Source organism: Sutcliffiella sp. NPDC057660 (assembly GCF_042800035.1).
Taxonomy (GTDB): Bacteria; Bacillota; Bacilli; order Bacillales; family Bacillaceae_I; genus Sutcliffiella_A.
This window is the reverse complement of sequence record NZ_JBHVHV010000005.1, coordinates 247,273-260,166: the sequence shown is the minus strand read 5'-3', so window position 1 is coordinate 260,166 and position 12,894 is coordinate 247,273. Positions and strand designations below refer to the sequence as shown.

Below are 12,894 nucleotides of genomic sequence, written 5' to 3'. Positions count from 1 at the left end.
TAAACTTGCGCATGCCCAAAAACACCCTTCCTACCCAGGACAGGGTGTTTTTTTATCAATGGGAGGGTGGAGAATGAGACATTTACGTACAATGGGTGATTTAAGAAATGAAGAGATTTTCGAGCTTATAGAAGAAGCGATCTCGTTCCAGCAGGGCAAGCAGTGGACCCCTGAAAAGCAGACTTTCGTTGCCAACCTGTTCTATGAATCCAGTACAAGGACAAAATGCAGCTTTGAAGTAGCGGAAAGAAAACTTGGATTGCAAGTACTACCTTTTGAAGTGGGCACATCAAGTGTCAACAAGGGGGAAAGCTTGTATGATACCGCCAAAACACTGCAGTCCCTTGGAGTGAATGCACTTGTCATCCGACATCCGTCCGAGGCGTATTTTGAACAATTACATACTATTGATGCCGTAATCATAAACGGTGGTGATGGCTGTGGGCACCATCCGACACAGTCCTTGCTTGATCTGATGACGATCTATCAGGAATTCGGAACCTTTCATGGATTGAAAGTAACCATCATCGGAGATATCCGCCATAGCCGGGTAGCCCGCTCCAATGCGGAGGTGCTGGAAAGACTGGGCACGGAAGTGAAGTTTGTCGCACCACCGGAATGGAAAGATAAAAGCTTTCATGATGATGCCTACATCACAATGGAAGAAGCGATTGAAACAAGTGATGTCGTCATGCTGCTTAGAATTCAGCATGAAAGGCACCTAGCCAAAGAAAACGTAGTGGATGAGTATCACCAGCAATACGGATTGACATTAGAGCGAGAAAAGAGAATGAAATCGACAAGCATCATCATGCATCCAGCTCCAATAAACCGCGGAGTGGAAATTGCCACGGAACTGGTAGAATGTGAGCGTTCAAGAATCTTCAAGCAGATGGAAAATGGCCTGTATATGAGAATGGCAGTTTTAAAGAGAGCCCTGACAAAAATTGAAGGAGGAAGTAAACATGACAACATTACTAAAGAATGGGAAATGGCTTAATTCCAAAGGAGAAATGGAAAAGGTGGATGTCCTGATTCAAAACGGTAAAATAGCGAACATCTCCTCCTATATTGAAGGAACTGGGACAGAACATGTGATAGAGCTTGATGGAAACCTGGTTTCTGCAGGTTTCATTGATGTGCATGTACATCTGAGAGAACCGGGCGGCGAAAAGAAGGAAACGATTGAAACCGGAACAAAGGCAGCGGCAAAGGGCGGTTATACAACAATCTGTGCGATGCCAAATACAAGGCCAACACCGGATACGAAAGAGAGGCTGGAATGGCTGAACAAAAGAATAGCAGAAACGGCAAATGTACGGGTGCTTCCATACGCTTGCATCACGACAAGACAGCTTGGGGAAGAGCTTACCAACTTTGAAGAATTGAAGAGATCTGGTGCATTTGCTTTTACCGATGACGGAGTAGGAGTACAGGATGCATCCAAAATGCTTGCAGCCATGAAAAAAGCAGCATCGCTGAACATGGCGATTGTGGCGCACTGTGAAGAAAACACACTGATTAACAAGGGTGCGGTACATGAAGGGAAATTCTCAAAGGAACATGGACTGAACGGTATTCCTTCCGTTTGTGAATCCGTGCATATCGCAAGGGATATTCTTCTTGCAGAAGCGGCTGGCTGTCACTATCATGTGTGCCATATCAGCACAAAAGAATCGGTACGAGTGGTACGAGATGCCAAAAAAGCAGGAATTAATGTAACAGCCGAGGTAAGTCCTCATCATCTGCTTCTTTCCGAGGAGGATATTCCTGGTCTTGATTCCAACTTCAAAATGAATCCTCCATTAAGAGGAAACCAGGATCAAGAGGCACTGATTGAAGGTCTGATGGATGGGACCATCGATTTCATTGCTACAGACCATGCACCGCATACAGCAGAAGAAAAAGCCGAGGGAATGGAAAAAGCACCATTCGGCATAGTCGGACTGGAAACAGCTTTTCCTTTGCTGTACACAAATTTTGTAGAAAAAGGCATGTTCACTCTAAAACAACTTCTTGATTGGTTGACTGTAAAGCCTGCAGAAGTATTCCAGCTTCCTTACGGAAAATTGGAGGCAGGTTCACCTGCTGACCTGACCATCATTGAAATGGACAGGTCAGCAGCAATCGATCCGGACAGCTTCCTGTCTAAAGGAAAAAACACTCCTTTTGCCGGGTGGGAGTGTAAAGGCTGGCCAGTAATGACAATAGTAGATGGAAAACTAGTTTGGCAGAAAGGTAGTGTTCAAGTATGAATCGACAACTAATCTTGGAAGATGGCACTTTCTTTATAGGAAAGGCCTTTGGCAGCGAAAAGGACTCTATTGGCGAAGTGGTTTTTAATACGGGCATGACAGGATATCAGGAAATCTTATCCGATCCCTCCTATTGCGGCCAGCTTGTGACTTTGACTTATCCACTGGTGGGCAACTACGGAATCAATCGTGATGATTTTGAATCCATCCACCCTGCCATCCATGGCTTCATTGTTAAAGAGGTGAGCGATTATCCATCCAACTTCCGTAACCAATGGACTTTGGACGAATTTTTCAAAGCGAAGGATATACCGGGTATCGCAGGGATTGATACAAGAAAACTGACTCGTATCATCCGCCAATACGGAACGCTGAAGGGTGCGCTTTGCGGACTTGATGTGGACCGTGACGAAGTGATCGAAAAGCTCCGGGCGACGACACTTGCAACCAATCAGGTGGAGCAGGTTTCCACAAAAACAGCCTATCCAAGTCCAGGACGCGGCTACAGGGTCGTGCTAGTAGACTTCGGAATGAAGCATGGAATACTGCGCGAATTGAACAAACGGGGCTGTGATGTAGTTGTGGTACCTTACAATATTACAGCGGAAGAGATCATGAGGTTAAGCCCGGATGGCGTCATGCTGTCAAACGGACCTGGGGATCCAAAGGATGTTCCAGAAGCAATTACCATGATACAAGGCCTGTTCGGAAAGGTACCTGTCTTCGGGATATGCCTTGGCCACCAGTTGTTTGCTTTGGCAAGCGGTGCAGATACGGAAAAAATGAAATTCGGTCATAGAGGGTCGAACCATCCTGTCAAGGATCTTCGTACAGGCAAGGTTGCACTCACCTCCCAGAACCATGGTTACACAGTAACGGAAGTGTCAATTGCCAATACGCGACTTGAAGTGACACATATAGCATTAAACGATGGCACCGTTGAAGGTGTGAAGCATAAAGATTATCCAGTATTCACTGTACAGTATCATCCCGAGGCAAGCCCTGGTCCTGAGGATGCCAATTATCTGTTCGATCAATTCATGGAACTCATCAAGGAAGCGAAGAAGGGGGAACTAGCATGCCAAAACGTTTAGACATTCAAACAATCCTAGTAATCGGGTCCGGCCCAATCGTAATCGGTCAAGCAGCAGAATTTGACTATGCAGGTACACAAGCTTGTATCGCTTTAAGAGAAGAAGGCTACCGAGTTATTCTAGTAAACTCCAATCCTGCCACCATCATGACGGACCAGGAAATGGCGGATAAAGTGTACATGGAGCCCCTTACAGTGGAATTTGTCAGCCGGATTATCCGCAAGGAACGTCCGGATGCACTTCTTCCGACGCTTGGCGGGCAAACAGGACTTAACTTGGCAGTGGAACTAGCAGAAGCAGGTGTACTGGAGGAATGTAATGTCCAGATTCTAGGAACAAAGCTTTCCGCCATCCAAAAAGCGGAAGATCGCGACCTTTTCCGGACACTGATGAATGAACTGGGTGAGCCGGTTCCAGACAGTGACATTATCACAAACCTCAACGAAGCATACCAATTCGTGGATAGGGTCGGTTATCCAGTCATTGTAAGACCTGCTTATACGCTCGGGGGAACAGGCGGGGGGATCTGCAACGATAAGGAAGAATTAGATGAAATTGTGACAAGCGGCCTGAAGAATAGTCCGGTGACACAATGCCTATTAGAGAAAAGCATCGCCGGATTCAAGGAAATCGAGTACGAAGTGATGCGCGACTGCAATGACAACGCAATTGTTGTCTGCAACATGGAAAACATCGATCCGGTTGGCGTGCACACAGGCGATTCGATCGTAGTGGCACCGAGTCAGACTTTAAGCGACAGAGAATATCAGCTCTTGCGCAATGTGTCCTTGAAAATAATCCGTGCCTTGGAAATTGAAGGTGGCTGCAACGTTCAGCTGGCACTAGACCCTCATAGCTTCAACTATTACATCATTGAAGTAAATCCAAGGGTAAGCCGCTCATCAGCATTAGCCTCCAAGGCGACTGGTTACCCGATTGCGAAACTGGCTGCAAAAATTGCGGTGGGTCTGACGCTTGATGAAATGATGAACCCTGTAACGGGAAAAACATATGCTTGCTTTGAGCCGGCATTGGATTATATTGTAACGAAGATTCCAAGATTCCCTTTTGATAAATTTGAATCTGCCAATCGCAGACTGGGTACCCAGATGAAGGCTACAGGCGAAGTGATGGCAATCGGACGCTCTTTTGAAGAATCGATTTTAAAAGCGGTCCGTTCTCTTGAGTCCAATATCAGTTACCTGGAGCTCGAAGCAAGCGAAGGGTTCTCTGACGAACTGGTGGAAAAACGCATCAGAAAAGCAGGGGATGAAAGATTATTCTACATCGCAGAAGCAATACGCCGAGGAGTTTCCATCCAAACCATCCATGAATGGTGTGAAATAGATCTGTTCTTTCTGCAGAAATTGCACAAGATCCTGGCAATGGAAGAGTTTATCACAAGTAACAAAGGATGTCTTTCCACTCTGATTGAAGCAAAGGAAATGGGCTTCAGTGATGAGACTATTGCAAAATTATGGGCCACAAGCGAAAGGGACATCTACGAGCTTCGCTTGCAGGAAGATATTGCACCAGTCTATAAAATGGTCGATACATGTGCTGCAGAGTTCGAATCCGGTACGCCATACTATTACGGAACATATGAAGAGGAGAACGAGTCCATTGTAACGGAAAAGGAAAGCATTGTGGTGCTGGGGTCTGGCCCAATCAGGATCGGCCAGGGAATCGAGTTTGACTATGCAACCGTCCATTCCGTATGGGCAATCAAAGAGGCTGGCTATGAGGCGATCATCATCAACAACAACCCGGAAACAGTTTCAACGGATTTCAGTATCTCTGACAAGCTATATTTTGAACCCCTGACGATTGAAGATGTGATGAACATAATCAATCTGGAAAAACCAAAAGGGGTAGTCGTACAGTTTGGTGGTCAGACAGCAATCAACCTTGCAGCGGAACTTGAAGCAAGAGGCGTGAAGATCCTTGGTACCACTCTGGAGGATCTGGACCGGGCAGAGAACCGCGATAAGTTTGAACAGACCTTAACAAGCCTTGGTATCCCACAGCCAAAGGGCAAAACGGCCATCTCGATTCCAGAGGCGGTTGAAATTGCGGAATCGATAGGCTATCCGGTCCTTGTCCGACCATCCTATGTACTAGGTGGCCGTGCAATGGAGATTGTCTATAAGTCCGAAGAGCTGCTTCATTATATGAAAAACGCAGTCAAAATTAATCCTGAACACCCGGTATTAATTGATAAATACATGATTGGAAAAGAAATAGAGGTAGATGCGATTTCGGATGGCAAGGACGTATTCATCCCAGGAATCATGGAGCATATTGAGCGGGCTGGAGTGCACTCCGGAGACTCCATAGCGGTCTATCCGCCGCAGACACTAAGTCAAGATATCAAGGATCAGATTATCGACTATACAACCAGATTGGCAAAAGGCTTAAACATTATCGGATTGCTGAACATTCAATTTGTCATCTACAAGAATGAAGTATACGTCATCGAAGTTAATCCAAGATCAAGCCGTACCGTGCCATTCTTAAGTAAAATCACGCATGTACCAATGGCGAAGGTGGCAACCAAAATCATCCTAGGGTGTAGCTTGGCAACACAAGGGTATGGGTCCGGCCTGCAACCTGAAACGAAGGGAGTATTCGTAAAAGTCCCAGTCTTTTCTTTTGCGAAACTAAGAAATGTCGATATCACTCTTGGACCTGAAATGAAGTCCACCGGGGAAGTGATGGGGAAAGACATTACTCTCGAAAAAGCACTGTATAAAGGGCTTGTCGCATCTGGAATTTCCATAAAAACTTACGGATCCGTGCTGTTCACCATTGCGGATAAAGATAAAGAGGAAGCGTTGCAGCTTGCAAAAAGGTTCCATAGAATCGGCTATAAGATCCTGGCCACAGCAGGTACAGCTGGATTTTTCGGGGAAGAGAACATTCCGGTAACGGTAGTGAACAAGATTGGCGGGGAATCACCGAATCTGATCGATGTAATCAGGAAAGGCCAGGCACAGTTTGTCATTAACACGCTGACAAAAGGGAAACAGCCTGCACGTGACGGATTCAGAATTCGAAGGGAATCAGTAGAAAATGGCATTCCATGCTTAACCTCCCTGGATACGGCTAAGGCTATTCTTAGAGTATTGGAATCTATGACTTTCTCGATCGAATCCATTGAAGCATTGGAAAGCAAAGAAAATGAGGCGGTGTACAGTTAATGAAAAAAGCATGGATGAATGTAATCTCTCAAAAGAACATTGCACGTAATATTTACGAAATGACACTCGAAGGGGAGCTCGTCGATTTGATGAGTTCTCCTGGACAGTTCGTTCATATCCGTGTAGGCGAAGGGCTTGATCCGCTTCTTAGAAGACCGATCAGCATCGCCTGCATCGATGATGTTAAGCAGCAATGTAAAATTACTTATCGGGCTGAGGGAAAAGGCACCATGCTTTTAGCGAAGAAACTGCCAGGAGATCTTGTAGATGTGCTAGGGCCACTCGGTAACGGATTTCCGCTGCATGAATTGCAAAGAGGAGATCATGCCCTGATTGTCGGTGGAGGCATCGGGGTGCCCCCACTCCTTGAACTGACAAAGCAATTAAACCGGAATGGGGTTCGAACGACTCATGTCCTAGGTTTTCAATCAAAGGAAGATGTTTTTTATAAAAATGACTTTGCATATTTCGGGGACACCTATATCGCTACGGTAGATGGATCTTATGGAACACAGGGCTTTGTCACAAACGTTCTGGAAGAAATCACGCCTAGCTTTCACACACTGTATTCATGTGGACCGACTCCTATGTTGAAAGCTCTGGAAAACCTCTATCCTGAGGGCAATGTGTACTTATCCTTGGAAGAAAGGATGGGTTGTGGAATAGGTGCCTGCTTCGCATGCGTCTGTCACCTCCAGAATGATCCGAATGGATATTCCTATAAAAAAGTATGTACAGATGGACCAGTATTCCGTGCAAGGGAGGTTGTATTATGAATTGTCTAACTGTCAAAATGCCAGGACTGGACTTGAAAAATCCGATCATGCCTGCATCGGGCTGCTTCGGCTTTGGTAGAGAATATGCAAAGCTGTATGATCTAAACCTTTTAGGAGCAATCATGATTAAAGCCACGACGCTTGAACCAAGGTTTGGAAATCCCACTCCCAGGGTCGCAGAAACCAATGCAGGAATGCTGAATGCAATCGGTCTGCAAAACCCGGGATTGGAGAAGGTTCTATCAGAGGAGCTGCCATTTCTGGCAAACTATGACGTCCCAATTATTGCGAATGTAGCAGGTTCAAAGATTGAAGACTATGTATGGGTTGCCAAAGAGATCTCGAAGGCTCCAAATGTTCATGCCCTGGAGCTGAACATCTCGTGTCCGAATGTAAAGACTGGCGGAATTGCGTTTGGTACAGATCCTGCAGTCGCATTTGAAGTGACGAAGGCTGTTAAAGAAGTTTCTGAAGTGCCTGTGTATGTCAAGCTGTCACCAAACGTCTCCAATATTGTGGACATTGCAATGGCGATTGAGAAAGCCGGTGCGGACGGCTTAACGATGATTAACACACTGCTTGGGATGCGCATCGACCTGAAGACCGGGCGGCCCATTTTGGCAAATGGTTCCGGAGGTTTATCGGGACCGGCTATCAAACCTGTTGCCATTCGTATGATCCATGAAGTGAGTCAGAAGGTGACGATTCCGATAATCGGAATGGGAGGCGTTCAGTCAGCTGATGACGTCCTGGAATACTTTTTCGCAGGCGCCAGTGCAGTAGCAGTGGGAACAGCAAATTTCGTGGACCCGTTCATTTGCCCTACGATTATTGAGGAACTGCCATATAAACTGCATGAACTTGGTTTTGACCATATCTCTGAGTGTGCTGGAAGGAGCTGGAAACAACATGCGAAAATCGCTTATAGTCGCGCTTGATTTTCCGGACAGGGAAGAGGTATCAGCGTTCCTTGCCAATTTCAAAGATGAACAGCTATATGTCAAAGTGGGGATGGAGTTATTCTATCAGGAGGGACCTGACATCATCAGGCTTCTACAGGATCAGGGACATGCCATATTCCTGGATTTGAAGCTTCATGATATTCCACATACTGTCCATCATGCAATGCGTGGATTGGCCAAACTAGGTGTAACAATGACAAATGTGCATGCAGCCGGCGGAATAGAAATGATGCGTGCAGCATTGGAAGGTCTAGGAGAAGGTTGCGGTTCAAATGGTAGGCCGGCACTAATCGCCGTGACGCAGCTGACCAGTACATCCGAGGCAAGAATGAGAGAGGAACTCCTGATAGAGCGGCCTCTTAATGATGTTGTGCTACATTATGCAACGAACGCGATGGAGAGCGGTTTGGATGGTGTGGTCTGTTCCTCACTCGAAGCGCCTTTATTAACACAGAAGCTTGGAAGCACCTTCAAAAAAGTGACCCCCGGCATCCGCATGAAAGACGATGATAAAGCCGATCAAAGCAGAATCGTAACACCGTCGGATGCATGGAAGCTTGGTGCCACAGAGATAGTAGTGGGAAGAAGCATCACAAGAGCAGCAGACCCGAAACAGGCATATCAAAAGATTCTACATCAATGGCAAGGAGCGGAGACAATATGAATATAACAGTAGCAGAGGATCTTCTAAGAATAAAAGCGGTCTTTTTCCAGCCGAGTGATCCATTCATATGGTCATCCGGGATTAAATCACCCATCTATTGTGATAATCGGTTAACCATTTCCTATCCTGATGTGAGAAATAATATTGCGACATCTTTAGCAGAGCTTGTAAAAGCAAAGTATCCTGAAGCGGATGTAATTGCAGGGACCGCAACAGCGGGTATTCCTCATGCAGCCTTTGTGAGCGAAAAGCTGAACCTTCCGATGTGCTATGTCAGAAGCAAGCCGAAGGAGCATGGAAAAGGAAAGCAGATTGAAGGCAGGGTTCAGGATGGCCAGAAGGTGGTCGTAGTGGAGGATCTCATATCCACTGGAGGCAGTTCCATCAATGCGGTAGAAGCGTTGCGGGAGGCCGGCTGTGAAGTGCTGGGAGTCGTGGCAATCTTTACATATGGGCTGGAAGTGGCAAAGGATAATCTGACTACCCATCAGATTCAAGCGGACGCAATCTGTGATTATCAGACACTGATGAATGTCGCAATTGATAAAGGCTATCTGCAGGAGTCAGACCGATTGAAGCTCGGGAAATGGCTCGAGAATCCGACAAGTGAGACGTGGATGAGGTTTTAATTGGATAGGTCTAATTGTGCTGATGTTGGTGAAAGAGGATTTCGACTCTCATGTTAAGAATGTTTGCTGTAAAAGTGTGAAAAAGAGTGAAATACATTGCGAAATAAGTAGAATTGTCGGTTTTTTACTCTGTTTTATGTAATCTTGAGTGGTTATGAGCGTGTCAGCTTGGTAAGATAGGCGTATTCTAACAGATTTACCAAACATTCTAACAGTATTGCAAAACATTCTAACAAATTCAACAAACATTCTAACAGATTCAACAAACATTCTAACAATCTCGAAAATCATTCACTATTGCTCCATTTACTAACAAGTAGTCAAACATTTCAACATGCACCATCATCGAATCTGTGCTAAGAATAATATTATAAGAAAAGAAAAGGTACACTCCACATAAAGGGAGTGTACCTTTTCACTTATTGCCATTAGATCAATTTTTCAATTTCGCCTTTTTCTTTAAGGTCCTCTACGATAGCCTGAAGCTTTTTGGAAGTTTCCTGCTGTTCCAATTGGCCTTTGATATCTTCTTTCACGTCAGCAAGCTCTGGGAATGGCTGCTGCTGTTTCTTTTCCTCTTCGGACAATTCTTTTAATTGTGCATCGTTTTGTGCTTTGGCTTGATCATAATACTCCTGGATCTGCTCATCGGTAACTTCCGTTTTGCCGACTTCCTTTTCCAAGTATTTTTCTAGAGCCAGTTCATCTGCAATCTGCTTTTTAAGTGTGTCGATTGTAAGAGGGCTGCTTTTAAGTGCCTCTTCAAATTTTTCTTCACTTTCATAGCTTGCTTTGATTTCTGCCAGGTAGTCTTCCACTTCCTGTTCAGAAGCCTTGTAGCCTTTGTTTGCTACTTCCTGTGATAATAGCTTTTGTTCGATTAAAGAGTTTAAAGTTTGCTCTTTAATAGCTTCTGGATCGGTGCCTTGTCCAAATTGCATCATCATCATGGAAGTCTGCTGCATCATTGTGTTATATTCTTCACCTTTGATTTCTTCGCCATTTACTTTCACTACGACTTTCTTGGGATCGACTTCTTCAGCCTGAGCCTGTTCAGTCGGTTGCTCCTCATTGTTCTTTGCATCTTTGTCTGCCGCTTTGTCATCATTTCCGCCACAAGCTGCCAGAAGGAGAGTGGACATTAGTGTGATTAACAAGATTGTAAATTTATTTTTCATGTTGAAACCTCCATTAGAAACATTTAAAACTATTTTTCCATTTAAACATGGTTTTTATAAGGAAGCAAATGATTTCCCCTATTCTTCTTAATTTTCATGAAAAGGGTGAATGTTAGATCTCAATTTGAATTGGGGGATTTTATGTTTCTGATTAAAGACCGCTGTTGATTTCCGCACTAGGCGCAGCGACCCAAGGGGCGGTGCTGGAGCCTCCTCGGGCTTTGCCCTGCGGGGTCTCCAGCCTACCGCTGCCTCCCACAGGAGTCTTCGCCTATTGCTCCAATCAACAGCTAGATACATAAGTTCAATATTTTTGTTTTAAAAAGCCTAATCAAATTAATTACTTTTTCAAAGCAATAATCATCTCTTCGTTAGGTGTGACGTAGATGGTTTGTTGTTGTTCGTAGATGACGAAGCCGGGTTTTGCGCCTGATGGTTTTTTGACGTTTCTGACCTTTGTGAAGTCTACAGGTACGGAGCCGGAATGGCGTCCCTTGCTGAAGTAGGCGGCGATCGTTGCTGCTTCTTTGATGGTTTCTTCCGTCGGTTCGGTGCTTCGGATTACGACATGTGAGCCTGGAATATCCTTTGTATGGAGCCACACATCATCGCGTTTTGCTACCTTATTTGTCAAAAAGTCGTTTTGCTTGTTGTTTTTGCCGACCAGAATCTCGGTCCCATCGGTTGACTGATAGACTTCCAAAACCGGTTTTTGAGGCTTCAGCTTCTTTTGATTTCGCTTTTGCTTCATCTTCATATAGCCTTCCTCGGCCAACTCTTCACGAATTTCCTGTATGTCTTTAGGGGAGGCTGTCTCCACCTGTTGGAGGATCAAATTAAAATAGGTTATTTCAGCTTCTGCCTTTGAAATCTGCTCCTCGACAATAGCCAAGGAATTCTTTGCTTTTTGATACTTCTGGAAGTACCTTTGAGCATTCCCTGAAGGGCTGCGCTGCGGATCCAAAGGAATGGTTATTTTCTCCGCATCTTCACTATAGTAGTTAAGGACTTCCACCTCTTTGTCACCACGGGATATCTGGTAGAGATTTGCTGTCAGAAGCTCGCCATATAATTGGAACACTTCCGCATTTTTTGCATCCACCAATGTTTTTTCAAGTTTGATGATCTTCTTTTTATTTTTCTCGATTTCATTGGCAATGAATCGTTCCAAGTCATTTGCCTGCTGTTTGACTCTGTCTCTGGAGGCCTTTCCAAAATAAAAGCGGTCCAGCAGTTCACTTAACGTGGAGAACGTTTTCTTTTCTCCTTTGAGATGTGTCAACGGCAGAAGGTAGAATATCTCTTTGCTATCAGCCGTTATGATCTGCGGCTCAAGGAAACCCGACTTTACATCCTCTATGAGACCGGCAAAGCTTGGTGGAAGTGTCTGCCTATTTGCAAGACCGGATCTGTATACCGCTTCTTTCGCAAAAAGGGGTGAGATGCCGGCAAAGGTATTAACGAGCTGCTTATCGAGTTTTCCTCCGATGTAATCAATCTTTCTCTGTACCAAATCCTCTGTTGCTTCAAAAGGATGAATTTTGTTCTGCTCTGGGGGCAGTACATAAGGCTGTCCTGGTGAAAGGCTGCGGTGCCTGTTCTGTGACATGGAGACATGCTTGATGCTGTCTAAGATCATTCCACGTTCCTTATCAATGAAGATGATATTGGAATGGCGGCCCATGATCTCCACTATTATCTGTTTGTAAGTCACATCACCGATTTCATTCCGGGCCTTCACATCAAAAACAATGATTCGGTCCATTCCGATCTGGTGGATATCTGTAATGATGCTTCCCTCTAAATGTTTACGGAGGAGCATGCAGAACATCGGTGGTTCACTGGGATTATCGTAGCTTTCTTCCGTCAGATGAATGCGAGCGTAGCTTGGATGTGCAGAAATCAGCAGCTTATGGTTGCTTCTGCCCGAACGTATCGTCAGCACCAGTTCATTCTTATAAGGCTGGTAAATTTTCGTAATCCGTCCACTTTCCAACTTTTCCTTCAATTCTCTAACCATTGCATATGTAAAAATACCATCAAAAGACATCTATATTACTTCCCTTCCATGCCAATCCAAATTTCTTTTAGACTAAATCAATTATATACAATCAATCTTCAGAAGTCCTAAAAAGT

General features: G+C 44.9%; 10 protein-coding genes. 8 read left to right on the top strand and 2 right to left on the bottom strand.

What is annotated here, in order from left to right:
- Positions 1-73 precede the first annotated feature (73 nt).
- Genes ACFVAD_RS07420 through pyrE form a run of 8 tightly spaced genes read left to right on the top strand, consistent with a single transcriptional unit; the run spans position 74 to position 9,580 of the window.
- On the top strand, positions 74-1,000 hold the full coding sequence (locus ACFVAD_RS07420) for an aspartate carbamoyltransferase catalytic subunit (protein WP_386637647.1): 927 nt from the start codon (positions 74-76) through the stop codon (positions 998-1,000).
- On the top strand, positions 966-2,255 hold the full coding sequence (locus ACFVAD_RS07415) for a dihydroorotase (protein WP_386637645.1): 1,290 nt from the start codon (positions 966-968) through the stop codon (positions 2,253-2,255). The genes ACFVAD_RS07420 and ACFVAD_RS07415 overlap by 35 nt, the downstream gene beginning before the upstream one ends.
- Positions 2,252-3,349, top strand: a complete 1,098-nt coding sequence (locus ACFVAD_RS07410) for a carbamoyl phosphate synthase small subunit (protein WP_386637643.1) — start codon at positions 2,252-2,254, stop codon at positions 3,347-3,349. The genes ACFVAD_RS07415 and ACFVAD_RS07410 overlap by 4 nt, the downstream gene beginning before the upstream one ends.
- A complete protein-coding gene (carB, locus tag ACFVAD_RS07405) occupies positions 3,334-6,549 on the top strand; it encodes a carbamoyl-phosphate synthase large subunit (RefSeq protein WP_386637641.1) in 3,216 nt (1,071 codons plus the stop codon). The genes ACFVAD_RS07410 and carB overlap by 16 nt, the downstream gene beginning before the upstream one ends.
- A complete protein-coding gene (locus tag ACFVAD_RS07400) occupies positions 6,549-7,325 on the top strand; it encodes a dihydroorotate dehydrogenase electron transfer subunit (protein WP_386637639.1) in 777 nt (258 codons plus the stop codon). Before carB ends, ACFVAD_RS07400 begins: the two co-directional genes overlap by 1 nt.
- Positions 7,322-8,263, top strand: coding sequence for a dihydroorotate dehydrogenase (locus tag ACFVAD_RS07395; RefSeq protein ID WP_386637637.1), 942 nt, complete (start codon positions 7,322-7,324; stop codon positions 8,261-8,263). Before ACFVAD_RS07400 ends, ACFVAD_RS07395 begins: the two co-directional genes overlap by 4 nt.
- Complete coding sequence (pyrF, locus tag ACFVAD_RS07390) at positions 8,235-8,951, top strand: orotidine-5'-phosphate decarboxylase (RefSeq protein WP_386637634.1); 717 nt, start codon at positions 8,235-8,237, stop codon at positions 8,949-8,951. The genes ACFVAD_RS07395 and pyrF overlap by 29 nt, the downstream gene beginning before the upstream one ends.
- Positions 8,948-9,580: an orotate phosphoribosyltransferase gene (pyrE, locus tag ACFVAD_RS07385; RefSeq protein ID WP_386637632.1), complete on the top strand. Its 633-nt coding sequence runs from the start codon at positions 8,948-8,950 to the stop codon at positions 9,578-9,580. Before pyrF ends, pyrE begins: the two co-directional genes overlap by 4 nt.
- 428 nt (positions 9,581-10,008) lie before the next feature.
- On the opposite strand, the gene ACFVAD_RS07380 is transcribed toward pyrE, so the two are convergent.
- Together ACFVAD_RS07380 and ACFVAD_RS07375 are read right to left on the bottom strand one after the other, a co-directional pair.
- Complete coding sequence (locus ACFVAD_RS07380) at positions 10,009-10,758, bottom strand: SurA N-terminal domain-containing protein (protein WP_386637630.1); 750 nt, start codon at positions 10,756-10,758, stop codon at positions 10,009-10,011.
- Positions 10,759-11,098: 340 nt separating this feature from the next.
- Complete coding sequence (locus tag ACFVAD_RS07375) at positions 11,099-12,808, bottom strand: Rqc2 family fibronectin-binding protein (protein WP_386637628.1); 1,710 nt, start codon at positions 12,806-12,808, stop codon at positions 11,099-11,101.
- Between the last annotated feature and the right edge of the window lie 86 nt (positions 12,809-12,894).

Excerpts from the sequence above, each read along its gene's own strand:
- ACFVAD_RS07420 (WP_386637647.1), top strand. The coding sequence starts at position 74 with ATGAGACATTTACGTACAATGGGTGATTTAAGAAATGAAGAGATTTTC.
- carB (WP_386637641.1), top strand. The coding sequence starts at position 3,334 with ATGCCAAAACGTTTAGACATTCAAACAATCCTAGTAATCGGGTCCGGC.
- ACFVAD_RS07410 (WP_386637643.1), top strand. The coding sequence starts at position 2,252 with ATGAATCGACAACTAATCTTGGAAGATGGCACTTTCTTTATAGGAAAG.
- ACFVAD_RS07375 (WP_386637628.1), bottom strand. The coding sequence starts at position 12,808 with ATGTCTTTTGATGGTATTTTTACATATGCAATGGTTAGAGAATTGAAG.
- ACFVAD_RS07415 (WP_386637645.1), top strand. The coding sequence starts at position 966 with ATGACAACATTACTAAAGAATGGGAAATGGCTTAATTCCAAAGGAGAA.
- ACFVAD_RS07400 (WP_386637639.1), top strand. The coding sequence starts at position 6,549 with ATGAAAAAAGCATGGATGAATGTAATCTCTCAAAAGAACATTGCACGT.
- pyrF (WP_386637634.1), top strand. The coding sequence starts at position 8,235 with ATGCGAAAATCGCTTATAGTCGCGCTTGATTTTCCGGACAGGGAAGAG.
- pyrE (WP_386637632.1), top strand. The coding sequence starts at position 8,948 with ATGAATATAACAGTAGCAGAGGATCTTCTAAGAATAAAAGCGGTCTTT.
- ACFVAD_RS07395 (WP_386637637.1), top strand. The coding sequence starts at position 7,322 with ATGAATTGTCTAACTGTCAAAATGCCAGGACTGGACTTGAAAAATCCG.
- ACFVAD_RS07380 (WP_386637630.1), bottom strand. The coding sequence starts at position 10,758 with ATGAAAAATAAATTTACAATCTTGTTAATCACACTAATGTCCACTCTC.